The 22,386-nt window shown below is 52.6% G+C and carries 23 protein-coding genes; 12 read left to right on the plus strand and 11 right to left on the minus strand.

The features are described from left to right. Nucleotides 1–141: 141 nt before the first annotated feature. Nucleotides 142–1,854: an NAD-dependent DNA ligase LigB gene (ligB, locus tag V2154_RS21905; protein ID WP_353503810.1), complete on the plus strand. Its 1,713-nt coding sequence runs from the start codon at nucleotides 142–144 to the stop codon at nucleotides 1,852–1,854. 17 nt (nucleotides 1,855–1,871) lie between these two features. Here the strand turns inward: ligB and V2154_RS21910 are convergent, their stop codons facing one another. Beyond that, on the minus strand, nucleotides 1,872–2,489 hold the full coding sequence (locus V2154_RS21910) for a trimeric intracellular cation channel family protein (RefSeq protein ID WP_034794484.1): 618 nt from the start codon (nucleotides 2,487–2,489) through the stop codon (nucleotides 1,872–1,874). Between the two features lie 369 nt (nucleotides 2,490–2,858). Here V2154_RS21910 and V2154_RS21915 point away from each other — a divergent pair, with 369 nt between their 5' ends. Next, nucleotides 2,859–3,479 carry a TetR/AcrR family transcriptional regulator gene (locus V2154_RS21915; protein WP_353503811.1) on the plus strand — a complete coding sequence of 207 codons (621 nt, stop codon included), beginning with the start codon at nucleotides 2,859–2,861 and terminating at the stop codon, nucleotides 3,477–3,479. 151 nt (nucleotides 3,480–3,630) lie between these two features. Continuing rightward, nucleotides 3,631–4,905, plus strand: coding sequence for a beta-ketoacyl-ACP synthase II (gene fabF / locus V2154_RS21920; protein ID WP_353503812.1), 1,275 nt, complete (start codon nucleotides 3,631–3,633; stop codon nucleotides 4,903–4,905). A 72-nt stretch (nucleotides 4,906–4,977) separates the two neighbouring features. Here the strand turns inward: fabF and V2154_RS21925 are convergent, their stop codons facing one another. Then, a complete protein-coding gene (locus V2154_RS21925) occupies nucleotides 4,978–5,841 on the minus strand; it encodes a YicC/YloC family endoribonuclease (protein WP_034794491.1) in 864 nt (287 codons plus the stop codon). Nucleotides 5,842–6,046: 205 nt separating this feature from the next. Here V2154_RS21925 and rph point away from each other — a divergent pair, with 205 nt between their 5' ends. From rph to V2154_RS21945, 4 genes are all read left to right on the plus strand, one after another. Beyond that, nucleotides 6,047–6,763 carry a ribonuclease PH gene (gene rph / locus V2154_RS21930; protein ID WP_100935162.1) on the plus strand — a complete coding sequence of 239 codons (717 nt, stop codon included), beginning with the start codon at nucleotides 6,047–6,049 and terminating at the stop codon, nucleotides 6,761–6,763. 82 nt (nucleotides 6,764–6,845) lie between these two features. Then, the gene (gene pyrE, locus V2154_RS21935) at nucleotides 6,846–7,487 is read left to right on the plus strand and encodes an orotate phosphoribosyltransferase (protein WP_353503813.1); all 642 of its coding nucleotides are present in this window, start codon (nucleotides 6,846–6,848) and stop codon (nucleotides 7,485–7,487) included. Between the two features lie 35 nt (nucleotides 7,488–7,522). Beyond that, nucleotides 7,523–9,736: a DUF4401 domain-containing protein gene (locus tag V2154_RS21940; protein WP_353503814.1), complete on the plus strand. Its 2,214-nt coding sequence runs from the start codon at nucleotides 7,523–7,525 to the stop codon at nucleotides 9,734–9,736. Then, nucleotides 9,726–10,259: a GDYXXLXY domain-containing protein gene (locus tag V2154_RS21945; RefSeq protein WP_353503815.1), complete on the plus strand. Its 534-nt coding sequence runs from the start codon at nucleotides 9,726–9,728 to the stop codon at nucleotides 10,257–10,259. Before V2154_RS21940 ends, V2154_RS21945 begins: the two co-directional genes overlap by 11 nt. Nucleotides 10,260–10,337: 78 nt before the next feature. Here V2154_RS21945 and slmA read toward each other — a convergent pair whose 3' ends face one another. The 3 genes from slmA to coaBC all read right to left on the minus strand — a co-directional run bounded on the left by slmA (nucleotide 10,338) and on the right by coaBC (nucleotide 12,817). After that, nucleotides 10,338–10,934 carry a nucleoid occlusion factor SlmA gene (gene slmA / locus V2154_RS21950; protein ID WP_353503816.1) on the minus strand — a complete coding sequence of 199 codons (597 nt, stop codon included), beginning with the start codon at nucleotides 10,932–10,934 and terminating at the stop codon, nucleotides 10,338–10,340. Between the two features lie 214 nt (nucleotides 10,935–11,148). Next, nucleotides 11,149–11,622 (minus strand): dUTP diphosphatase, encoded by a 474-nt coding sequence (dut, locus tag V2154_RS21955; RefSeq protein WP_353503817.1) that lies wholly within the window; start codon nucleotides 11,620–11,622, stop codon nucleotides 11,149–11,151. Beyond that, on the minus strand, nucleotides 11,609–12,817 hold the full coding sequence (gene coaBC, locus V2154_RS21960) for a bifunctional phosphopantothenoylcysteine decarboxylase/phosphopantothenate--cysteine ligase CoaBC (protein WP_353503818.1): 1,209 nt from the start codon (nucleotides 12,815–12,817) through the stop codon (nucleotides 11,609–11,611). The genes dut and coaBC overlap by 14 nt, the downstream gene beginning before the upstream one ends. A gap of 179 nt (nucleotides 12,818–12,996) precedes the next feature. On the opposite strand from coaBC, the gene radC reads away from it, so the two are divergent. The 4 genes from radC to mutM all read left to right on the plus strand — a co-directional run bounded on the left by radC (nucleotide 12,997) and on the right by mutM (nucleotide 15,296). Continuing rightward, complete coding sequence (gene radC / locus V2154_RS21965) at nucleotides 12,997–13,677, plus strand: RadC family protein (RefSeq protein WP_353503819.1); 681 nt, start codon at nucleotides 12,997–12,999, stop codon at nucleotides 13,675–13,677. Nucleotides 13,678–13,944: 267 nt separating this feature from the next. Continuing rightward, nucleotides 13,945–14,181: a 50S ribosomal protein L28 gene (rpmB, locus tag V2154_RS21970; RefSeq protein WP_004931195.1), complete on the plus strand. Its 237-nt coding sequence runs from the start codon at nucleotides 13,945–13,947 to the stop codon at nucleotides 14,179–14,181. A gap of 11 nt (nucleotides 14,182–14,192) precedes the next feature. Continuing rightward, on the plus strand, nucleotides 14,193–14,360 hold the full coding sequence (rpmG, locus tag V2154_RS21975) for a 50S ribosomal protein L33 (RefSeq protein ID WP_004392084.1): 168 nt from the start codon (nucleotides 14,193–14,195) through the stop codon (nucleotides 14,358–14,360). Nucleotides 14,361–14,486: 126 nt separating this feature from the next. Continuing rightward, nucleotides 14,487–15,296, plus strand: a complete 810-nt coding sequence (mutM, locus tag V2154_RS21980) for a bifunctional DNA-formamidopyrimidine glycosylase/DNA-(apurinic or apyrimidinic site) lyase (RefSeq protein ID WP_353503820.1) — start codon at nucleotides 14,487–14,489, stop codon at nucleotides 15,294–15,296. Between the two features lie 11 nt (nucleotides 15,297–15,307). On the opposite strand, the gene coaD is transcribed toward mutM, so the two are convergent. The 3 genes from coaD to waaA are packed head-to-tail and all read right to left on the minus strand — an operon-like array spanning nucleotide 15,308 to nucleotide 17,847. Then, nucleotides 15,308–15,793, minus strand: coding sequence for a pantetheine-phosphate adenylyltransferase (gene coaD, locus V2154_RS21985; RefSeq protein WP_353503821.1), 486 nt, complete (start codon nucleotides 15,791–15,793; stop codon nucleotides 15,308–15,310). Nucleotides 15,794–15,799: 6 nt separating this feature from the next. Beyond that, the gene (locus V2154_RS21990) at nucleotides 15,800–16,570 is read right to left on the minus strand and encodes a glycosyltransferase family 2 protein (protein ID WP_353503822.1); all 771 of its coding nucleotides are present in this window, start codon (nucleotides 16,568–16,570) and stop codon (nucleotides 15,800–15,802) included. Next, complete coding sequence (gene waaA / locus V2154_RS21995) at nucleotides 16,570–17,847, minus strand: lipid IV(A) 3-deoxy-D-manno-octulosonic acid transferase (RefSeq protein ID WP_353503823.1); 1,278 nt, start codon at nucleotides 17,845–17,847, stop codon at nucleotides 16,570–16,572. The genes V2154_RS21990 and waaA overlap by 1 nt, the downstream gene beginning before the upstream one ends. A gap of 123 nt (nucleotides 17,848–17,970) precedes the next feature. Here waaA and V2154_RS22000 point away from each other — a divergent pair, with 123 nt between their 5' ends. Beyond that, on the plus strand, nucleotides 17,971–18,987 hold the full coding sequence (locus tag V2154_RS22000; RefSeq protein ID WP_353503824.1) for a glycosyltransferase family 9 protein: 1,017 nt from the start codon (nucleotides 17,971–17,973) through the stop codon (nucleotides 18,985–18,987). Nucleotides 18,988–19,013: 26 nt separating this feature from the next. Here the strand turns inward: V2154_RS22000 and V2154_RS22005 are convergent, their stop codons facing one another. From V2154_RS22005 to rfaQ, 3 genes are read right to left on the minus strand one after another with little or no spacing between them, the layout of a single operon-like run. Next, nucleotides 19,014–20,114 carry a glycosyltransferase gene (locus V2154_RS22005; RefSeq protein ID WP_353503825.1) on the minus strand — a complete coding sequence of 367 codons (1,101 nt, stop codon included), beginning with the start codon at nucleotides 20,112–20,114 and terminating at the stop codon, nucleotides 19,014–19,016. Nucleotides 20,115–20,116: 2 nt separating this feature from the next. Further along, a complete protein-coding gene (locus V2154_RS22010; RefSeq protein ID WP_353503826.1) occupies nucleotides 20,117–21,244 on the minus strand; it encodes a glycosyltransferase family 4 protein in 1,128 nt (375 codons plus the stop codon). Further along, complete coding sequence (gene rfaQ, locus V2154_RS22015) at nucleotides 21,241–22,323, minus strand: putative lipopolysaccharide heptosyltransferase III (RefSeq protein ID WP_353503827.1); 1,083 nt, start codon at nucleotides 22,321–22,323, stop codon at nucleotides 21,241–21,243. Before rfaQ ends, V2154_RS22010 begins: the two co-directional genes overlap by 4 nt. Between the last annotated feature and the right edge of the window lie 63 nt (nucleotides 22,324–22,386).

Consider the following 22,386-nt stretch of genomic DNA (forward strand, 5'->3'; position numbering starts at 1 on the left):
GGATTCCAAAATTTTTTCCTGTTGCAGCAACAAAGTCGAATGTCAGGAATGCATATCGCAAGCTTTTTCATCGGCGATGGCGGGACAAAGCAGTTCGATGTCTACTCACTGGGTTTAAGTCAGGCCCACAAGGAGGTGCCGATGCGCCGGATAGTTAAATTGCTGCTCTTGCTGTGTTTTCTGCCAACCCAGAGTTTTGCCAGCTGTCCAGACTGGCCTCAGTCACGATTAGACCTCGAAACTCAGGCGCTGACCGAGCAGCTATTACATTGGGATACGCGTTATCACCAATATGGGCAGAGCCTGATAAACGACGCGACCTACGACAGTTTGCGCCATAAGCAGAGTGACTGGCTGCGATGCGCGGGCCGGCCACTCTCTGAGGCTAACCCACCGCGCGACGCCTCTTCAGCCTCAAGCCCTCTGATTCAGCATCCTTTTGCTCATACCGGATTGAAGAAGCTGCGCGACGAATCGGCTCTGGCTCGCTGGATCATTGGTCGTCAAGACCTTTGGGTGCAGCCGAAAATAGACGGTGTTGCTGTGACTTTGGTTTACCAGAAAGGAAAGCTGATTTCTCTAATGAGCCGTGGCGATGGCCTGATGGGGCAGAACTGGACATCCAAAGCGGCATTTATTCCCGCTATTTTGCCGAAGATTGCCGACACCCGCGAACAGTTGACTCTGCAAGGTGAGCTGTTTCTGCTGATGAACGGTCATCAACAGAAAGAGTCGGGGGGTGTGAATGCTCGCTCGAAAGTCGCGGGTGCCATGATGCGCCATTCTCCATCAGCGACCTTAAGCCAGTTGGGACTGTTCATCTGGTCTTGGCCGGATGGGCCGAAAACAATGGAGGTAAGGCTCAGCGAGCTGACAAAATTAGGTTTCCCTCTCGCGGAATCCTTTTCCCAGCCAGTGACCACCTCTCAGGATATAGCCCACTGGCGAGAGGCGTGGTTCAACCAGCCTTTGCCTTTTGTCACAGACGGCGTGGTGGTGAGGCAGGGGCAAGAACCCGCTGGCCGCTATTGGAAAAATAATACGGCAGACTGGGCAATTGCCTGGAAATACCCGCCCGAGGCCCAGCTTGCCGAAATCAGGAGTATTGAAACGCTGGTCGGCAGGCGAGGCAAACTGACGGTGATCGTGCATCTCAAAGCGATAAAGCTTGATGACAAAAGGGTCACAAAAGTCAGTATTGGTTCTCCACAGAAGCTTCGGGAGTGGGATCTCGCGCCGGGCGACCACGTTTCTATTGTTCTGGCCGGGCAGGGTATACCCGTGCTGGAGAAGGTTGTTTGGCGGGTGAAGCAGCGGCCTAACTCAGATGCTATCCTCATGAACGATTACACGCCGCTCACCTGCTTTAAACCCACGGCGGGCTGCGAGCAGCAATTCCTATCTCGCCTCACATGGCTGAGTGGCCCGAACGCCTTAAAATTGAGAGGGCTGGGGGAGGCCACTTGGCGGTCACTGATGAATGATAAGAAAGTGACGGATTTGGCAGATTGGTTGAGTCTGACGCCTGAGAGCATTGCTGCATTGCCTGGGCTAGGTCCGAAGCAGGGGCAGAACATTTATGCTGAGTTGCAACTCGCTAAACAGAAAACCTTCAGGCAGTGGCTTTCGGCCATTGGCTTCCCCACCTTTGCACTGAACGTGGCTGCAACTCAGAAGCACTGGCGGGAAGTTGAAAGCCTGACGGCAGAAGGTTGGCAAAAATCGGTGGGAATTGGCAAAAAGAGAGTCGGGGATATTTTAGCGTTCATCCATCACCCAGACGTCCAAGAGTTGGCTGGGTTTCTGGGCCAACAGCGCATACCTGCCTTTGATTTAACAGGTATGCCCGAATAGCAATTGAGTTGGGTTTTTCAGTGATCGGAATGCGGATAGTTAAATACCGGCAGCCCCAGACGGAAACGCAGGGCGATCAGACGGGCAATAAAGCCAACCAGCAGGGTGATAATTACCACCAAATTGTGTGGCAAAGAGAAGTACTGCAAACCGATGTATATCCAAGCCGACGCGAAGGAAATACCGGCATAAATCTCTTTTTGGAAAACCAGCGGGATCTGGTTGCACATCATATCGCGCAGTACGCCGCCGAAGACGCCGGTTATCACCGCACACACCGAGGCTATGATGGCGCCGTGCCCCATATCCAACGCAACTTGGGTACCTATAATAGAAAAGACCACTAGGCCAAGGGCGTCTAAAACCAAGAACAGTCGGCGCAGGTGACGCATCAGCGGCGCGAGGAAAGTTGTCAGCAGTGCCGCTGCCGCCACAATCACAATGTACTCAGGATGCTTCACCCAGCCCAGCGGGTAGTGGCCCAGCAGCATGTCGCGGACCGAACCGCCGCCAATGGCGGTCGCCGCAGCGATGATAATGACGCCAAAGGTATCCATTTTGCGACGTCCGGCCGCTAAGGCACCTGTCATCGCTTCGGCTGTAATACCAATGATATAAAGAACGGTAAGCAACATAGTTTTCGCTGGTCTTAAAAAAGGTGAAGTGTGGGTCGGCGCTCAGAGTAGAGAGGTTTGATTGTTTGAGCGATTGAGTTTTTCTGACAGATGGCTCATCGGATTATAAAAAATAATCCGTGGGCACAGATAATCCCTTTCTTTAAAAGGATACACAAAGATTGGTCCATCTTCACATTAGAAATAATAAATCGAAATTTTATCCCGATAGGCTGACCTAATCCCCCTTCAATCAACTTCCATAGTGCCTTTTGCACTTTACCGGTAGCGCAAAGTCGCTGTGCAGGTTACGATTATTAAAAATCATCACTCATAACATTGATGTTTGGTGTTGCCTTGAGTTACTGACATGCTCGTCTGGAGGAATGCATGAAACCTGAAAATCCAGTTGCGTTAACGCAGCGCGGACCAGCTGAACATGAAAGACGTGAGCAGATAATCAATGCTGCTTTTGACCATTTTCGTCATTTTGGATATGCCAAAACCTCGGTGGCCGACTTGGCTAAGGCGATTGGTGTCTCAAGTGCCTATATTTACAAGTTTTTCGAATCAAAACAGGCGATTGGCGAGGCGGTCTGCTCCCAGCGTGTAGGGCAGATTGGGCTGGCATTGCGCGAAATTGCTGACAGCGACCAAACTGCCACTTTGCGCTTACGCACCATCTTTAAAGCCTTGATGACGAAAAGCCTGGATTTATTCTTTGAAGACAGAAAGTTGCATGACATTGCCGCCGTAGCTGCAGCCCAGCATTGGAAATCTGCCCTTAACCATCGCGCGGAGCTTTACAGCATTGTTCAGCAAGTGGTAACAGATGGCCGCGAGTCTGGAGAGTTTGAGCGCAAGACACCTTTAGATGAAGTCTGTCTGGCGATAACCAGCGTGATGACGCCTTTCTCCCACCCGTTGATGCTTGAGCAAAAAACGCCTGAACAACTGGAAGAACGCGTGATAGCTATCACAAGTTTAGTGCTGCGCAGCCTTTCGAATTAAGAAAGGATACATAAATTTGCAGGTTACGAGTTTACAAAATCGTAATTCATCACATACTGTCACTCAAGGTGACAATAATCCCGCCGACGCTGGTTTGCGATAAAAAACCGGCAAGGCAATATGAACTTTAAGAACGAAAGAGGAACGTTTTATGACTCATCGTCGAGTGGTTATTACCGGCATGGGGGCTGTGAGTCCTCTTGGCTGCGACATTGAAACCATCTGGAAGCGTTTACTGGCTGGTCAGTCAGGCATCCGCGTTTTACCTGATGAAATCGTAGAAACCCTGTCTGTGAAAATTGGCGGTCAGGTCTTAACGAAAGAGCAGGACCCGGAATCAGGCTTTGATCCCGATGAATCAGTCTTGCCTAAAGACCAGAAAAAGATGGACCGTTTCATTCTTTTTGCGATGGCCGCAGCAGATAAAGCCATTGCAGACTCCGGCTGGAAAGCAGAAACCGCAGAGCAGCAAGAGCGCACCGCAACCATTATTGGTTCTGGTATCGGCGGCTTCCCGGCGATTGCTAACGCCGTGCGCGTGAATGACAGCCGTGGTGCTAAACGCTTGTCGCCTTTCACCATTCCTTCATTCTTGGTGAATCTGGCCTCTGGCCAAGTTTCGATTAAACACCAGTTCAAAGGCCCAATTGGCGCGCCGGTAACGGCTTGCGCAGCTGGCGTTCAGGCTATCGGCGATGCCGTGCGTCTGATTCGCAACGATGAAGCAGACGTAGCCCTTTGCGGCGGCGCGGAAGCAGCCATCGATACTGTAAGTCTGGGTGGTTTTGCTGCAGCCAAGGCAATGTCCTCAGGCCACACCGATCACCCTGAAAAAGCCTCTCGCCCGTTTGATAGCGCGCGTGATGGTTTCGTGATGGGCGAAGGCGCAGGCATGCTGGTGATTGAAGAGCTGGAACATGCGAAAGCCCGTGGTGCAAAAATTTTGGCAGAAATCGTCGGTTACGGCACCAGCGGCGATGCATACCACATGACATCCGGCGCCGAAGACGGCAACGGTGCTGGCCGCGCAATGAAAATTGCTCTGCGCCAGGCTGGTTTGCAGCCATCCGACATCCAACACCTGAATGCGCACGCGACGTCGACTCCGGTGGGCGATCTCGGTGAAATTAACGCCATCAAAACCCTGTTCGGCACCGACGGCAAGCTGGCGGTAACCTCAACTAAATCTGCAACCGGCCACTTGCTGGGCGCGGCGGGCGGTCTTGAAACCATCTTCACCATTCTGGCTATTCGTGACCAGATCGTGCCACCAACGCTGAATCTGGACAATAAAGACCCGGCGGCGGAAGGTTTGAATATCGTCGGTAATAAAGCTCTGCCTTACGCGATCAACTACGCGCTCTCCAACGGTTTCGGCTTCGGCGGTGTTAACGCCTGCGTGCTGTTAAAACGCTGGGAAGACTAAGCAAAACTGAGCTTTACACATGAAGCAGATATGAAAAAGCCCGCGAAAGCGGGCTTTTTGTTGGGGGCGAAATCACTCAATATTCTGAATCTGCTCGCGCATCTGCTCGATCAGCACTTTCAGCTCGATGGCTGAGGTGGTGACGTCAGAATTGATGGATTTGGAAGCCAGCGTGTTTGATTCGCGGTTGAACTCTTGCATCATGAAGTCCAGACGGCGGCCGACGGCTTCTTCCTTTTTGAGGATTTTATGCGTTTCTTTTACATGCGCATCAAGGCGGTCCAGCTCTTCTGCCACGTCTACGCGCTGAGCCATTAACACCAGCTCCTGCTCCAGACGGGTGTTTTCCAGCTGAACTTGCGCATCTTCCAGTTTACTGACCAGACGCTCGCGCTGCCATTGCAGCACGTTTGGCATCTGGGCGCGCACTTTGACCACTTCAGCACTGACGCCGTCGAGGCGCGTTTCAATCAGCGTCTTCAGGGCGGCGCCTTCGCTTTCGCGGGCGGTGATGAAATCGTCGATGGCGGTTTCCAGCGCAACCAGCAGTTCATTGCTGATCGCATCTAAATCTTGCTCTTCGGCCAGCATCACGCCTGGCCAGCGCAGAACTTCTAGCGGATTGATTTCGCCTTCGTCGCTCTGCATTTTTACCCATTGGGCGGCGGCAACCAGCTGTTTAGCCAGTTTTTCATTCAGTTGCAGGGTGCTTTGTGCGCTTGGGTCGAGATCAAAACGCAGGTTACATTCGACTTTCCCACGGGTCAGGCGGGAGCGAAGACGCTCGCGGATCACCGGCTCGAGGCTGCGGAACTGCTCTGGCAGACGGATGTAGGTTTCGAGATAACGTTGGTTCACCGAGCGGAGTTCCCACGCTGCGCTGCCCCAGTCGCCCTTGATTTCACGTCGGGCATAAGCGGTCATACTACGGATCATGTCTGCGTACCTGTTGATGTAAAGATGGAGCGATTATAGCTTCCGTGGGCGGGTCATGATAGGCATTCCCTGAAACCCGCGCGCATATTCAGGCTCTTTATACAGATATTATCGGGCGATTTACTCACTCGCCCGCCAGATGCAACGCGAGTGAATTTCTGTATAATGCGCAGCCAAACACGATTCGCGACCCGGAGATCAACCCATGCGTCCAGCAGGCCGAAATGCACAACAGGTGCGCCCCCTGACACTGACCCGTAACTATACCAAACATGCTGAAGGTTCAGTTTTAGTGGAATTTGGTGATACCAAAGTGCTTTGTACCGCCACGGTTGAAGAAGGTGTTCCGCGCTTTCTTAAAGGCCAAGGGCAGGGTTGGATCACTGCCGAATACGGCATGTTGCCGCGCTCTACCCACACGCGTAACTTCCGTGAAGCTGCTAAAGGCAAGCAGGGCGGGCGTACGCTTGAGATCCAACGCCTGATTGCTCGCTCGCTGCGCGCCGCCGTAGATTTGAAAAAGCTCGGCGAATTCACCATCACGCTCGACTGCGACGTTTTGCAAGCTGACGGCGGCACCCGTACTGCTTCTATTAGCGGCGCCTGCGTGGCGCTGGCCGACGCGCTGAATGCGCTGGTTGCCGCTGGCAAGCTGAAAGCCAACCCAATGAAAGGTCTGGTGGCGGCAGTGTCAGTGGGTATCGTTAAGGGTGAAGCGCTGTGCGACCTCGAGTATGTAGAGGACTCTGCGGCTGAAACGGATATGAACGTAGTAATGATGGAAGATGGCCGCATGATTGAGGTGCAGGGCACCGCAGAAGGTGAGCCGTTCAGCCATGAAGAGCTACTGAGCTTGTTGACCCTCGCACGAGAGGGAATCGACACTATCTTCCAGGCGCAGAAAGCGGCGCTAGCGGAATAATTTTTAAGGCGACTGAGAAGTCGCCTTTTTTATGGCCTAAAGGCCGACGACCGACTGAGAACAGAGTAGACAGGAGACCCCCATGAAAGCTTATCAGCGCCAGTTTATTGAATTTGCATTAAACAAACAGGTTTTGAAGTTTGGTGAATTCACCTTGAAATCAGGCCGAATCAGCCCGTACTTCTTTAATGCCGGTTTATTTAATACTGGGCGCGATTTGGCGTTGCTGGGCCGTTTTTATGCCGAAGCCTTAATGGATTCTAAAATCGATTTCGACTTAGTATTTGGCCCAGCCTACAAGGGTATCCCGATTGCGACCACCACCGCCGTGGCGCTGGCCGAGCATCACGACCGAGACGTGCCTTACTGCTTTAACCGTAAAGAAGCCAAAGATCACGGCGAAGGCGGTTTGCTAGTGGGAAGCCCGTTGCAGGGCCGAATCATGCTAGTAGATGATGTGATCACCGCCGGAACGGCGATCCGTGAATCCATGGAGATTATCGCGGCGCATCAGGCCACTCTCGCGGGCGTGCTGATTTCTCTCGACCGCCAAGAGCGCGGCCGTGCCGATATTTCTGCGATTCAGGAAGTCGAGCGCGACTATCATTGTAAGGTGATTTCGATTATCACTCTGCAAGACCTGATTGCTTATCTGGAAGAGAAAACGGAGATGGCCGACCATCTGGCCGCCGTGCGTGCTTACCAGCAGAAGTACGGGGTCTAAACTCTATTAAGTATCGCCACTGAAAGGGAATCAGTATGGATTTGTCGTCGCATAAGCATGGTGCAATGCCCAGTGGGGCGGCAGAAAACCTGTGCCGTTCCCTTTCAGCTCTTCGCAATAACCCCTTGTCTGAGGGAAATCGCCTCAGCCCGGCGGCCTATCAAAAAATTCTGCATTACTGCGGTGTGCGGCCCGATCTTGCGGGCTGGCGCAGATTCCTCCTGCTTTGCCTCTCTCTGCTGGGCTTTTTAGCCTTGGCCTGCGGCGTGGTGTTTTTCATTGCGTGGAACTGGGCATTGATGCCCAAGATGGCCAAGTTCGCCGTGGTGGAATTGTGGATAGTCGCGCTGGCCGTGGTGGTCTGGTGGCGCTGGTATGACAGCGTTGCGCAATCCGCCCTGTTGGCGCTAGGGCTGAGTTTTGGCGGCCTATTTGCCTTGTATGGGCAGGTCTATCAAACCGGAGCCGATAGCTGGGAGCTGTTCCGCGCGTGGGCCATCGTGCTGTTGCCGCTGGCGTTAATTGCCCGCCGGAACGGCCTGTGGTTCTGCTTCTGGGTGGTTGCTAATCTGGCTTTCCAACTCTATTACGTGGGCCGAAGTTCAGCTTTCTTTAGCGATATACCTTTCGCTAATCTCGGCTGGTTCAGCGACTCCACTCTCTATATCTACATTGCGATCCAGGCGTGCTGCCTGATTCTGCGTGAGGCTCTGGCGGAATATGCGCAAAAACGCCGCCCCGATAGCTGGCTGACCAGCCGCTGGTTGCCGCGTTTGATGGCAGCATACCTATTGCTGACCCTGACGCCGCTGGCCGCCGAGGCCATCGTCGCCGCGGACTACAGCACTAAATTAGGTTTACTGCTGTGGGCGATGACGATTCTGGTGGGCTATTTCTACTACCGCCACCGTCGCCCGGATTTATGCATGCTGACGCTGGGCGTAATTAGCGTGGTGTTCATCGGCTGCATACTTATCATGCAGCTTTTCGACCGTCTCTGGGATCTTGGCAGCCTGTTTTTCGCCTGCTGCTTAATGATGTTATGGCTGATGGCCGGGGGCGCGGTGCTGCTTCACTGGCGGAAACAGCTTTATCAAAGGCAGGCGAAGGATAGTAAGCCTGATGCCCTGAGCGGCCTGCTGCACGAGCTGACTGAGCGGCAGTTATTGAGTGAAGAGCAGAGTGCCGAGCTGAAGAATTTCGACCACGCCTCGCACCTGCCTTGGTATCTGCGCGCGGTGCTGGCTCTGGGGGGCTGGGCCGCCGCGCTGATTATTTTGGCCCTGCTGGCATTGTTGCTGTACGCCACTGACCTGCTCGATTCGATGAATGGCATCACGCTGCTGGTGCCTTCCTTGATTATTGCCGCGCTGGCGGCCGGGCTGCTTCGCGCCAAGGGGATTGGTCAACAGCATATCGGCCTCGCGTGGGCCATCGCCGCAACCTATGGCCTATGTTTTAGCCTTTACCTATTTATCGATCCCGACTGGAACAGCCACTTTATTATTGATTCGCTGTGGTTTCTGCCGGTGCTGGCGGCGATGGCGATTTTCATGCCGAACCGCGCCTACCGTTTTATGGCGGTGACGGCGTTCTTATTTATTCTGGTGTTCTCGCTCGGCTACCTGATGAGCTTACAGGTTCATCCCGCTGTTGCGACAGCAGCCACGTCGCTAGTGGTGGCAATGATTGTGGCGGCGTGGATTGGCGTCATTGCCCGGCAAGACCAGCCGCAAACTAAGGCCCGCAGCGAGCTGACCCTCAGCCTGCTGCATGGCATTCCGGCGGCTTTGATGCTGCTATGCCTCGCTGGCGTGCATTCCGACCTGCTCGACGATTTATTCTGGAATAGCTCCGCGCCGATATTTTTGCCCATGAGTTTGGGCGCGGGCATTGCGGCAGGCCTTATTCTGGCAGGAGTATGTCAGGCGGTGGTGTTCCGCTCGCCAATGACGGCGGTTTACCTGCCCGCCGCCTGCGTTTGTGCTGGCGTGGCGCTGTTCTCGCCGGGCATGGGCTTTGGACTATTGCTGCTGCTGGCCGCGCGCCGTCAGGGCAGCAAAGAGTGGCTGGCGATGGCTGGCGCATTCCTGCTGATCTATCTCACCTATTGGTACTACTTCCTCGGCATCAGCCTGCTGCATAAATCACTGCTGTTATTGATGACCGGGTTGGTCTTGCTGGGGCTGGCTCTGGCGGCGAAGAAGTTACTGCCAGCAAAAGGCGAGGGGGCAGTTTATGAAAACTAAATCAGGGCTGAAATGGCTGGCGGGAGCTGTCGTGCTGCTGGTGCTCGCGGCGGCTAACCTCTCTATTTATCACAAGGAGCAACTGCTCAAGCACGGCGCGGTGGTTATTCTCGAGCTGGCGCCGGTTGACCCTCGCTCGCTGATGCAGGGGGATTACATGGCGCTAAACTATGCGCTGGTTCAACCCTTGCAGCAGGGACTGTATGAGCAGGGTGAAACCTGCCGCACCACCGGCGGACAGTGCCTCCCCTCTAATGGCAAATTGGTTGTCACCCTGGATGAGCAGCGGCGAGCGGTGAGCGCGGTGATGGACCAAGGGCAGCCTTTGCATAAGCAGGAGAGGCTGCTGCAATATCATCTGTCTGGAGCCCGTTTGAATATCGGTACGCCGAGTTACTTCTTTCAGGAAGGTCATGCCGAGCGTTTTGAAAAGGCGCGCTATGGCGAGTTTCGGGTGGCTGATGACGGCACGGCGCTGCTGACCTATATGCTCGATGAAAAGGGCGCGCGCATCCTTCCTTGAGCTTTCTCATTGAATTCTCAACAATAAAAAAGGGCCTTTCGGCCCTTTTTACTGCAAACGCTTTAACTGCCAAACGCATTAGATCAGCTGCGCGGCAATAAGCGGCCAGCGCGCATCAAAATCCTGCGTCGGGCGATACTTAAACTCGGAACGCACAAAGCGCGACAGCATGCCTTCGCAGTAAGCCAGAAGCTGGCTCGCCAGCAGCGTCTCGTCGGTGCTGTATCCACTACCTTCACGCATTTTCTTTTCACGCAAAACCTGTTTCAACTGCACCTCAATTCGCTCGAAAAGCTGATTGATGCGGCCCTGAAGGCGGTCTTGTTCAAACATTAATGCGTGGCCGGTCATGATGCGTGTCAGGCCCGGGTTGCGCTCTGCAAAACCCAAAATTAGCAAAAGGATAAGTCGCAGCCGGTTCAGCGTCTCTTTCTCATCTTGCAAAATCAGGTTGATGCGGGTGATTAAGCTGTCTTCGATAAACTCAATTAAGCTATCGAACATCCGCGTTTTACTTGGAAAATGGCGATAAAGTGCAGCTTCCGATACCCCAACGTTGGCGGCAAGTTTAGCCGTTGTTATCCGCTGGCTGCCGTCGCTGGACTGAAGCATTTGCGCTAATGCCTGCAAAATCTCCTCGCGCCGATTCCTTTTGGTAGTTTCTTTTTCTGCCATGTCTGAATAGACCCTTGCTAAAAACGGCTTAAAACATGAGAGACCGCACAATTGCCGCATGAATCTTGAAGATCCTGCGGCTTATTAGTTCACTTATCGTGTTTACCCTTCGCATTCGATGCACTTAGCATTGATAGCATTGGGTTTTTAGTGCGGTCTATAGTGATAAGAATCTGTTCAATATCGCGTTTCAAGCGCGGTGCTGAACAGGTTCTTATTGGCGACCTGAGTGGCCAAAGCCACCTGCGCCACGTTCGCTGCTTTCGAAGTCTTCAACCAGATTAAACTCGGCTTGGACAACGGGTACGAAGACCATTTGAGCGACGCGTTCGCCCGGCTCAACCATGAAGGTTGTTTGACCACGGTTCCAGACTGAAATCATCAATTGGCCCTGATAGTCAGAGTCGATCAGGCCAACCAGATTGCCCAAAACTACCCCGTGTTTATGACCAAGACCCGAACGCGGTAAAATCACCGCCGCCAGATTAGCATCACCGATGTGAATAGCCAGACCGGTCGGCAATAAGGTGGTTTCGCCCGGTTTTAACTCAACCGCGGCATCAAGGCAGGCGCGTAAATCTAAGCCTGCAGACCCTGGAGTGGCATACGCCGGTAATGGAAAAGTCGAACCAATACGTGGGTCGAGAATTTTAATGTCGATTTTTTTTAACGGACTAGTTGTGTTCATAACGGCTGACTATCTCATCAAGTAAACGTTGGCCAAGAAGTGCTTTATCGCTGAGCGGTAAAACTTTCTCCCCATCCTGCCAAAAAAGATGCAAAGCATTGGTATCACTATTAAAACCGTGCTCAGCAAGGGAAACGTCGTTAGCGCAAATCAGGTCGAGATTCTTTCTTATCCGTTTTTGCCGAGCGTATTCTTCCACATTCTGGGTTTCTGCGGCAAACCCGACCACATAAGGACGATGGGATTTCATTGCCGCAACACCGGCGACGATGTCGGGGTTTTTGACCAATTTCACTGACATTTCATCGCCTTGCTTTTTGATTTTCTCATCGGCGATTATTTCTGCGCGGTAGTCCGCGACGGCGGCGCAGGAGATAAAGATCTGCTGAGTCGAAATGCTGGCTTCAACCGCGCGTTGCATCTCCAGTGCGCTTTCGACGTCGATTCTGGCGACATGCGCAGGCGTCGGCTGATTAACTGGCCCGGCGATAAGGGTTACTTTCGCCCCGCGATCGGCGGCGGCTTTGGCGATAGCAAAGCCCATTTTCCCCGAGCTGTGGTTGCTGATAAAGCGAACCGGGTCGAGCGCTTCGCGGGTTGGGCCTGCGGTTATCATGATATTAAGATGGGCTAAGTCGCGGCGTGGGGCGAAGTGCTCAACCGCCATATCCACGATAACCAATGGGTCGAGCATGCGGCCCGGGCCGACGTCACCACAGGCTTGGCTACCGCTGTCTGGCCCCCACACCAAGGTGCCGCGCTGAGCCAGCTGTTGCAGATTCTCCTGGGTCACCGCCGCGCGATACATCTGCTGGTTCATGGCCGGAACCACCGCGACGGGGGCGGCCGTTGCCAGACACACCGTGGTCAGCAGGTCATTAGCCATGCCCGCGTTCATGCGCGCCAATAAATCGGCGGTAGCAGGAGCAATCAGCACCAGATCGGCCCATTTGCCTAATTCAATGTGCCCCATCGCAGCTTCAGCAGCCGGATCGAGCAGGTCGTCTGAAACCGGATAGCCAGAGACTGCTTGTAGACTCAGCGGAGTAATAAAGGACTTAGCAGCTTCCGTCATCACTACCCGAACGTCTGCACCTCTGTCGCGTAAGCGGCGTACCAGCTCAGGTGCTTTATAGGCGGCGATGCCACCACTCACACCGAGCACAATATGTTTGCCGGAGATCCCCGTCATCATGATTGTCCGATTCAAAGCCGAAAGAAGCGACATTTTAGCATAACGGCGGTTGATGACAGCAATCCGCTGCTTTCCTCAGCAGGAGAATAAATTATTTGCGTGACGCCTCGCAGGAGTTAAAACCGGCGAACACAGATGCGGCGCGGCGTGCCAATATGTCGCCGCGAAAAGGAGAGCGCATGAAAATAAAAGATGACGGTTGGCAGGGAGAGCTCGCACCGCGCGAGAAATTGCTGAAATTTGGCGCATCGGCCCTGTCTGATCAGGAGCTGTTGGCGATATTTTTGCGCACCGGCGGCAAAGGGTTACACGTGATGACGCTGGCAAAGAATATGCTCGAGCATTTTGGTTCGCTGCACAGTTTGATGTCGGCAGCTTTCGAGGACGCGAGCAAGGTAAAAGGGCTCGGTCTGGTTAAATTTGCCCAGCTGTCTGCGGTGTCAGAACTGTCCCGGCGCAGCTTCGCTTGCCATTTATCGAGCCAAAATGCGTTGCTAAGTCCGTCAATAATCCAGCAGTATCTGCAAAATATCCTCAGTCACCGAGAAAGAGAGGTGTTTTTGGTACTTTTTCTCGACAATCAACACCGCGTTATTCGCCATGAGGAGATGTTTGCTGGTACCATTAGCAGCGTCGAAATTCATCCCCGTGAAATTGTTCGCGAGGCAATGAAGGTTAATGCGGCAGCCATAATTCTGGCGCATAATCACCCGTCCGGCGTGGCTGAGCCGAGCACAATGGACAGAATGGTAACCGAACAGATAATAAAAGCGTGCCAACTGTTGGGTATCCGCGTCCTCGATCATCTGGTCGTAGGTCACGGAGAAACGGTGTCTTTTGCCGAACGCGGTTGGCTGTAGCCCCATTTTTTGAAGATCCTTGAGGATCTTTAGCTGTTCGGGACTTGAGCACTTACGCTACAGAGCGTATACTACGCCACCTTTGAGAATCTTGGGTTTGGCGTTAAGAGCCTATCTCAGCAGGTTTCGTACCTGATGAATTGGTTTTTTACCCGACGACAGTGAGTCGGTTCTCAGTGGAGTTTGCTGAGATGGGCTCTAAAAGCCTGACGAGGCGGCCATACCCTATACGAAGCTCGAGCTGATTTGATTTTTGGAGATATAGACATGTCCCGAGTCTGCCAAGTTACTGGCAAGCGCCCGGTGAGCGGTAACAACCGTTCCCACGCAATGAACGCGACCAAACGCCGTTTTCTGCCAAACCTGCACTCACACCGTTTTTGGGTTGAGGCTGAGAAGCGCTTTGTAACTCTGCGCGTATCTGCTAAAGGTATGCGTGTTATTGATAAGAAGGGTATTGAGACGGTCTTGGCCGATCTGCGTGCCCGCGGTGAGAAGTATTAAGGAACTGAATCATGGCTAAAGGTGTTCGCGAGAAGATCAAGCTGGTTTCTTCTGCTGGTACTGGTCACTTCTATACCACTACGAAGAACAAGCGTACTAAGCCGGAAAAATTGGAACTGAAGAAATTCGATCCAGTTGTCCGTCAACACGTGATCTACAAAGAAGCTAAAATTAAATAATTTTAGTGGATTAATAAAACCCGGCTCCGGCCGGGTTTTTTATTGCCTGTTATTCGTGGATAAGTATGCTTTAGCGCTACAAGCAGCTAGCCTGATGTGACTTTTCAATGTTCCGTGGGAGAAATAATGCCTGAATTACCTGAAGTAGAAACCAGCCGCAGGGGCATCGAGCCTTATCTTGCCGGGCATACCATTGTCCATGCCATTGTTCGCAACCCAAGACTGCGCTGGCCGGTTTCTCAAGAAATTCTCGCATTGAGCGATCAGCCGGTGATTAGCGTGCAACGGCGCGCCAAGTATCTGCTTGTTGAACTGAAAACCGGCTGGATCATCATTCACCTCGGTATGTCGGGCAGTTTGCGCATGCTGCGTGAAGAGACAGAAGCAGGCAAGCATGACCACGTCGATTTAGTGATGGATACCGGCTATGTCCTGCGCTACACCGATCCGCGTCGATTTGGCGCCTGGCTGTGGACCGATGACTTAGAAGGCAGCAGCGTGCTGTCGCATCTTGGCCCGGAGCCACTGAGTGAGGATTTCTCCGCTGATTACCTGTTTGAAAAATCGCGCAGCAAAAAGTCGCCTATCAAACCTTGGCTGATGGACAACAAGCTGGTGGTGGGCGTGGGGAATATTTATGCCAGCGAATCGCTGTTCGTGGCGGGGATTTCGCCCGACCGGCCGGTGAATAGCCTCAAGCCAGATGAAGCCGCGCTTCTCGTCGCCACCATTAAAGCCGTGCTGTTGCGCTCCATTGAGCAAGGCGGAACCACGCTGCGGGACTTCTTACAGTCGGACGGCAAGCCAGGATATTTCGCGCAGGAACTTCAGGTTTATGGTCGGGCGGGGGAGCCTTGTCGGGCCTGCGGTACGCCGATCCTGAGTAAAAAACATGCTCAGCGCACCACCTTTTACTGCCCAAAATGCCAGCGATAGGATGAGGAAACTCAGCCCTCAGCAATCTTCTTCAACAGGGCTTTAGTGATATTGTCGGGCAGGAAGGGCTTGATATCACCACCGTGGCGCGCCACCTCTTTCACCAGCGTGGAAGAGATAAACGACCACTCTTTCGACGGCATCATGAACACGCTTTCCAGCGTTGGCATCAGATGCCGGTTCATATTGGCCAGCTGCATCTCATACTCAAAATCCGACACAGCGCGCAGTCCACGGACCAGCACGGTCGCATTGTGGTTTTTGGCGAACGTCGCCATCAAGTCACCAAATCCAATCACTTCGACATTGCTCAGGTGCGAGGTTGCCGCCGTTGCCAACGCCACGCGCTCATCCAGACTGAACATCGGTTTTTTACTCGGGCTGGCTGCAATCGCTAAAATCACGTGATCAAACATCAGCGCGGCGCGGGTGACTAAGTCCAGATGGCCATTAGTCATGGGGTCGAATGTGCCTGGATAAATTGCCTTAGTGCTCATAATGGCTCACTTCTGCAGTTGATGGCTTAGCGCCCACAGGGCCGCATATTTGTTGAACGTGTATTGTGCGTTGACGCCCGCCAGAATGAAACCCTGCTTTCCGTCGAGGAATCCAGCTCGCAAAATCCATGTTTTAAAGAATGCGCCCAAGGTATGACTAATAATCGAGAAGAAGCCACAGCGACGGCCCTGCTGATGGCGCTGGTTAGCCCAGGCTTGAGCATAGTTCATCTGTTTGCGTTGGAAAGAGAAGAAGTCGCGGCAGGTCAGATGCAGCAGGTCGCCTTTTAACGACACAACCTTGGCGCTGCCGGTGTTCAGCGACTCATGCACTAGATCGTCGTTGTAGCGGAAATCAGCCGCGCTGTATAAACGGTTTACGCGATCCGGGTACCATCCGCTGTGACGCATATAGCGGCCAAGGAACAGATTGAGGCGGCCCAGACTGTAGACTGTATCAGTGGGAAAATCTTGCAGAACGGATTCGATAGATTGACGCAGCTCTGGCGTGACGCGCTCGTCGGCATCGATCATCAAAATGACCTCGCCGGTGGCGTAGCTTTGCGCCAGTTGCCGCTGTTTACCAAAGCCTTGCCAGTCAACGTTTTGGTAAAATTTGGCACCTAACTGCTCGGCGACTTGTTGGGTGGCGTCGGTACTGCCTGAGTCCAAAATCACAATCTCATCGGCCCAAGAGACCGAGGCCAGACAATCAGGCAATAAATCGGCTTCATTGCGGGCGATGAGCACCACGGAAAGGCGCTTTCTGTTGGTCATCAGTGGCTCCGTTGAGGCAGGTAAGGCTCCAGCAAGTGCAACAGGCGCTGCAATGCACCTTGGTTTTGGCGCAGAACTTCCACCGCGTGGCGGCCGTAGTACAGGCGATAGTCTTCGTCAGTCAGCAAGGTTGAGATCTCTTTCACCAACGACGCGGTATCGGTGACGGTGATCAGCCCGTCGGCTTGAGTCAGCTTGGCACAGATATCTTTGAAGTTGAACGTGTGCGGCCCCATCAACACCGGAATAGCGTGGGCGGCAGCTTCAAGAGGGTTGTGGCCCCCGCGTTCGACCAGGCTTCCGCCAACAAATGCCAAATCGGCAATGCCGTACAGCAGCATCAATTCGCCCATGGTGTCGCCAATAACTACCTGCGTGGACGCGGCGGGTACTTCGCCCGTGCTGCGCTGAGTGAAGGTCAAACCGGCTTTTTGCGTCAGTTCGCGCGCGGTGGCGAAACGTTCTGGGTGGCGCGGAACCAGAATCAGCAGCAGGTTAGGGAAGGTTTTCAGCAGCTCTTTATGGGCTTCTAACAGTAAGGTTTCTTCCCCGTCGTGGGTGCTGGTGGCAATCCACACTTTGCGGCGCGAAGCCCATTGGCTGCGCAAAGCAATGGCTTTTGCGGCCAGCTCAGGCGTCACGGAAATATCAAACTTCAGGCTACCGGTCACCGCCAATTGGCTGCGTTTCAAGCCAAGTGACAGGAAGCGAGTACCGTCTTCTTCATTCTGCGCGGCAATCAGGGTGATTTTTTGCATGATATTGCGGATAAACTCGCCCAACTTTTTGTAGCCGTTGCCAGAGCGTTCTGACAGGCGAGCGTTGGCGATCACCAGCGGGATTTGTCGCGAGTGCAGGGCGCGGATCAGGTTCGGCCACAGTTCGGTCTCCATGATAATCACCAGCTTCGGGTTAACTTCGTTCAGAAAACGGTTAACGGAGCCAGCGAGATCATAGGGAAGATAAACATGGTGTACGTCTTTACCAAAAGCAGATTGGACGCGCTCGGAACCTGTCGGCGTCATCGTGGTCACAGTAATCGGTAAAGAGGGGTAGCGGTGGCGCAAAGCGCGTACCAAAGGGATTGCCGCCAGCGTTTCACCGACCGAGACGGAATGCAGCATGATACCGCCTGGAGCGACCTTGCCTTTGCAGAAGCCATAGCGTTCAGCCCAGCGTTTACGGTAAGCCGGAGATTTACGGCTACGTAAAAGCAAACGGATCCAGATAAGGGGCTGAATAAGGTAAACTAATACCTGATATAAACGCAGTAACATGCTTTAAATTTCATTTATATGGGGTATCGGAATAGTATCATACCTCAGTAGGAAAGGCGCTAACCTTGCGTGGTTTCCACCGCGGGAAAGGGGGGCAATGTTGACATCGCTAACGAGAGTAGAATGAAAAATATACTAATTATTCGGCGGGATAATATAGGTGATTTAGTCTGTACAACGCCGTTAATTGAAGGGGTAAAAAAAGCCTATCCCAATGCTAACGTTTATTTATTGATTAACTCAGTTAGTCAAGATGTCATTAAGAACAATCCTTTTATTTACCGCACCTATATTTATAAAAAAGCCAAACACAGAGCCAAAAATCAAACGGCTTTAGGCGTTTATTTAGAGCGCGCGAAAATTATCCTCAAACTTAGATCTATCCGTTTCGATGCTGCGATTCTCGCCAACCCTACCCCCTGTAAATACAGCCTTCGTATGGCAAAACTTGCTGGCGTAAAAAATATTATTGGGGCGGATTCCGGCGGGAAAGGTCTTACCAAAGCTTTCACTGAATCCGATTTTACCGGTAAACATCAGGTCGAGAAAACCTTTAGCTACCTAAGTGCAATCACTAATAAAAACATTAGCATACCTAAAGTAAATGTCTTCCCTGAGGAGCATGAACTCGCCGATGCACAGAAGAAATGTGCCTCATTATTGCCTCAGGCGAAGAGGGTTTATGGTGTCCATATCAGCAGCCGCAGCCCTAAAAGACGTTGGTCACCCGAGAACTACGCCGAGATTATTCATCGCCTCACGGCGCACAAAGACGCTGGCGTACTCATTTTCTGGTCACCTCAGGGGACGCTATCCCCTGATGATATTGGTGATCGGGTGCGTGCTGATCGCTTGATGGAGTTATGCGCTGGCCGACAAGTTGCGCTGTATCCTACAAGTTCAATCCGCGAGCTTATTGGCGGCTTTGCACAGTGTGAAACCATTCTGTGTAGTGATGGCGGGCAAATGCATTTAGCGTCAGCATTACATAAAAATCTGGTAGTGCTGTTTGGCGATACCGATATTGATGCCTGGCACCCTTGGTCCGGTAAATATCAAATTTTACAGACCCCTTCGGGCGAATGTATGGATGTTAGCGTCGAAGATGTTTGGCAATCATTTATTGCCGTCGAAAAATAAAATGAGGCGGGCTTCCCCGCCTCGCTTTATTTGTTCACTAAAGATTTATATTTTCCGCAAATATACTCAATGCCATACACATCTAGCTTTTCTTTATGAATTTCGGGAGGGTTGTTATAAACCTCCAGAATCTTTTGGCTCAGTGATTCTGCATTGACTTCTGCCAATCCTCTCTCCATTCCCGTTTTTTCGAGGATCTCGACCGGGCCGCCAGGGCATGCCGTGCTGACCACCGGAGTGCCGCAAATTAAGGATTCAACCAGAACGTTACCAAAGCCTTCACTGTCAGAACTCAAAATGAGCTGCTGGGCGTGTTTAATGTAGGAGAAGGGGTTGGACTTAAATCCGGCAAAAATCACGCGATCGGCGATATTAAGATGCGTGGCTAATTTTTTGATTTTATTAGTGTAATCTTCACTTCCTGTGCCGATGAGCATCAAAGGCGTTTGCAGATTGGTCTGCGCGTAGGCTTCTAATAAGCGATCGTGCCTTTTTTGTACATGGAAGCGACCCACGTGAACCAAATAATCTTGACCCGCCATCTCGCAAGGTTCGTCGGCTAATGACTCGATTTCTTCGATATTAAAAGGATTATTAATCACTTCCAACTTTCTGATGGTGGCCTGAATATTATTCTTTAAATCAAAACCCACGGCCTCAGAAACGGTAACCACATTTTTATTATTATAAACTGCCGCCATTTTGCGACGCTTATTCCAACGATCGAATCCTTTTCTATGGCCGAGGTAGGTGGTCGAGAGAATGCCGTGAATACAGAACCAAAGTCGGTCGGAGCTATAAATATGGCTCTTCATCACGATGCGATCGGTTTTGTGCAGATTGGATAAAATTAAATCAAACTTCCCTTTCTCTTGTTCGCACTCATTAATGGCTTGATCTAACTGCTTAGCGCGACGCGAAAGTTCGGTCAATTTTCTCCATGGCGAACGGGAATTATCCGCCACGACTTTGTAAGTCACGTTTTCAGGGATCGGATATTGGCACACATCGCGCAGCGAAATCAGCGTCACGTCGGTGTCTGCCGACTGTAAACCCTTACAGAGCGTCAATACGACTTTCTCCGCGCCGCCGCCGGGCAACCCATCAATAATGATTAAAACTCGCATGGTTAATCCAGTATTTTTGTATAGAGGTCAAGGAGTTGCCCTGAAAGGCGGGCAGGCGTTTCTTCTATAATTCTTGCGCGGGCGGCGGCGGCCATGTCGGAGCCTAGAGCCACGACAGGCAGTTCGCGGATGGATTCTGCCAGCGATGCGATATCCAGCGCATCAAAAACAAAGCCATTTACACCCTGTTGAATGAATTCCGCGCCGCCACAGGTCTGGCTGGTGATCACCGGCAGCCCGCAGGACATGGCTTCCAGAATCACGTTAGGGAAGGGGTCATATAGCGTAGGCAGCAGCAACGCGTCGGCCGCCTGATAAAAAGGCAAAGTCTGCTTTTGCACGCCCATAAAGCGAATTCTCTGCTCGCAGCCCAAAGACTGCGCCAGTCCGCGATAGCGTTTTTCATCTTTATCCTGCCCCACGACCAGCAAAATGCTGTTCGTTGCCGCGACGGCGCGAATGGCGGCCTCAAGCCCCTTGCGTTCAAAACCTGAGCCAACAAAGATCAGGCAGTGCGCCTGTTGGGGAATGTTGAACTGCTGGCGCAGCTGATGACGCAGCGCCTCAGTCGCCGGCAGGAACTTCTGATTATTGATCGCATTATAAATGACGGTGATTTTCTCATCAGGCAGACCGAAGTCGGCCATGATTTCATTTTTAATCATTTGCGCGTTACAAATCACCGACTTCAGCTCCGGCGCTGCGTACATCTCTCGCTCGGCGCGCATCACATAACTGTGGAATCTGTCAGTGAGCAGGCGTTTACCGCGCCATGCTGGCAGCAGGCGGCTACGCTGCAACAGCCAGCGGCGATGCACCCCATCCCCTGCGCGATAAATATCGCAGCCGGGAATGCGCTCATGGCTTTGGACTATATCGAATTTCTCCTGCTGCCAGATTTTGCGCGCGGCGTTGGCAAAACCGCGCTCGCGGCTGACGCGGCCCCATTTCATTGGGTCGCAAAGATGGATATGCCAGTTCGGGTTGACGTCGCCCTGCCATTCGCGAGTGATGACGCTTAAGTCGAGGTCTTGATCCTCAAGGGCCTCAAGAGCGCGGGAAACAAAGCGCTCGGCGCCGCCGTCTGGGCGATATTTTTGGCGAACTAACGCCAGTCGAAAATGCTTCATAGGAGTCGCTTTCTCGCTGCGTCGATAACCCTTTGCGTCGGAATGGCGTCAAGGTATCGCTCGGAAGTATGGGTATCGATATCATCCGGGTCCGGCAGTTCGCAGAAATCCCCTGCCCAGATAACCTCGCCTTTTGCCTGCCATGGCGACCAGAAAACGCGCTTTGATGGGCCAAACAGCGCCACCAGTGGCGTTTGCAGGGCGGCGGCCATGTGCATTGGGACGGAGTCCACCCCAATAAATAGGCTAGCTTTATCAATCAGCGCGGCCAGCTGGCGTAATGACAACTGGCCGGCAAGGGAAACCACCCCGCCTTTTGGACTGAGAGCCAGAATGCGGTCGATCATTTGTAGCTCGTTTTCCGCCGGGCCGCTGGTTAAAACGATGGTTTTACCCTCACCGTGCAGGGCGGTGATCGTCTCGGCCATTTTTTCATCAGTCCAGCATTTGAAGAACCAGCGCGAAGTGGGCTGAATCACCACAAAATCACCATTAACCTGCTGTTTCTCCAATAATTTTGCGACATAGGCAGCATCCTCTTGGGAATAGCTCATGGTCACGCGCGTATCGACCGAAGAGAGTTGCAAAGGGGCTAGAATGGAAAGGTTCTGCTCAACGGTATGCAGTTGATGGTGATTGGACACATCGACTAAATGTGTGTGGCAAAACTGCCATAACTTGCCTTTGCGTTTAGGCAGGTGGAAGCCCAATCGGACAGGCGCACCCGTGAGCTTCGCCACCAACGCACTGCGCCATTGGTCGGCAAGATTAACCACTAAATCATATTTACGTGCGGTCAACTGCTTGATAAGGCGCGATTCATGACGCAGGTGAGCGAGGGTTCCCTGCTTTTTCCAGGTACGGTCGATGGTAAACAGATTTGTTAAATCGGGTTCGCTTGCCAACATATCCCGGGTTTCGAGGTACATCAGCATGTCAATTTCAGCTTCAGGATAGTGTTGTTTCAGCGTACTGATGACCGGCGTCGTCAGTAACATGTCGCCATGATGACGCAGTTTGATGATCAGAATACGCCGCGGTGGCGCGAATTGCTTAATCGGTTGGGCATTTGCCATCATTCATCACTATCTATGAAATCAAAGCTTGATTCTAAAGGACGCTGGAGGATGTTGCCATACTTC

Origin of the sequence: Ewingella sp. CoE-038-23, assembly GCF_040419245.1 — a bacterium.
GTDB classification, from domain to species: Bacteria; Pseudomonadota; Gammaproteobacteria; order Enterobacterales; family Enterobacteriaceae; genus Ewingella; species Ewingella allii.

Bases quoted from the DNA above. Each gene is read 5' to 3' on its own strand.
- V2154_RS21915 (WP_353503811.1), top strand. From the start codon at position 2,859: ATGAAACCTGAAAATCCAGTTGCGTTAACGCAGCGCGGACCAGCTGAA.
- fabF (WP_353503812.1), top strand. From the start codon at position 3,631: ATGACTCATCGTCGAGTGGTTATTACCGGCATGGGGGCTGTGAGTCCT.
- V2154_RS21910 (WP_034794484.1), bottom strand. From the start codon at position 2,489: ATGTTGCTTACCGTTCTTTATATCATTGGTATTACAGCCGAAGCGATG.
- V2154_RS21940 (WP_353503814.1), top strand. From the start codon at position 7,523: ATGGATTTGTCGTCGCATAAGCATGGTGCAATGCCCAGTGGGGCGGCA.
- rpmB (WP_004931195.1), top strand. From the start codon at position 13,945: ATGTCCCGAGTCTGCCAAGTTACTGGCAAGCGCCCGGTGAGCGGTAAC.
- coaD (WP_353503821.1), bottom strand. From the start codon at position 15,793: ATGAGCACTAAGGCAATTTATCCAGGCACATTCGACCCCATGACTAAT.
- radC (WP_353503819.1), top strand. From the start codon at position 12,997: ATGAAAATAAAAGATGACGGTTGGCAGGGAGAGCTCGCACCGCGCGAG.
- slmA (WP_353503816.1), bottom strand. From the start codon at position 10,934: ATGGCAGAAAAAGAAACTACCAAAAGGAATCGGCGCGAGGAGATTTTG.
- rph (WP_100935162.1), top strand. From the start codon at position 6,047: ATGCGTCCAGCAGGCCGAAATGCACAACAGGTGCGCCCCCTGACACTG.
- dut (WP_353503817.1), bottom strand. From the start codon at position 11,622: ATGAACACAACTAGTCCGTTAAAAAAAATCGACATTAAAATTCTCGAC.
- rfaQ (WP_353503827.1), bottom strand. From the start codon at position 22,323: ATGATGGCAAATGCCCAACCGATTAAGCAATTCGCGCCACCGCGGCGT.
- ligB (WP_353503810.1), top strand. From the start codon at position 142: ATGCGCCGGATAGTTAAATTGCTGCTCTTGCTGTGTTTTCTGCCAACC.
- mutM (WP_353503820.1), top strand. From the start codon at position 14,487: ATGCCTGAATTACCTGAAGTAGAAACCAGCCGCAGGGGCATCGAGCCT.
- V2154_RS22005 (WP_353503825.1), bottom strand. From the start codon at position 20,114: ATGCGAGTTTTAATCATTATTGATGGGTTGCCCGGCGGCGGCGCGGAG.
- V2154_RS22010 (WP_353503826.1), bottom strand. From the start codon at position 21,244: ATGAAGCATTTTCGACTGGCGTTAGTTCGCCAAAAATATCGCCCAGAC.
- pyrE (WP_353503813.1), top strand. From the start codon at position 6,846: ATGAAAGCTTATCAGCGCCAGTTTATTGAATTTGCATTAAACAAACAG.
- V2154_RS21990 (WP_353503822.1), bottom strand. From the start codon at position 16,570: ATGACCAACAGAAAGCGCCTTTCCGTGGTGCTCATCGCCCGCAATGAA.
- V2154_RS22000 (WP_353503824.1), top strand. From the start codon at position 17,971: ATGAAAAATATACTAATTATTCGGCGGGATAATATAGGTGATTTAGTC.
- waaA (WP_353503823.1), bottom strand. From the start codon at position 17,847: ATGTTACTGCGTTTATATCAGGTATTAGTTTACCTTATTCAGCCCCTT.
- V2154_RS21945 (WP_353503815.1), top strand. From the start codon at position 9,726: ATGAAAACTAAATCAGGGCTGAAATGGCTGGCGGGAGCTGTCGTGCTG.
- coaBC (WP_353503818.1), bottom strand. From the start codon at position 12,817: ATGATGACGGGGATCTCCGGCAAACATATTGTGCTCGGTGTGAGTGGT.
- V2154_RS21925 (WP_034794491.1), bottom strand. From the start codon at position 5,841: ATGATCCGTAGTATGACCGCTTATGCCCGACGTGAAATCAAGGGCGAC.
- rpmG (WP_004392084.1), top strand. From the start codon at position 14,193: ATGGCTAAAGGTGTTCGCGAGAAGATCAAGCTGGTTTCTTCTGCTGGT.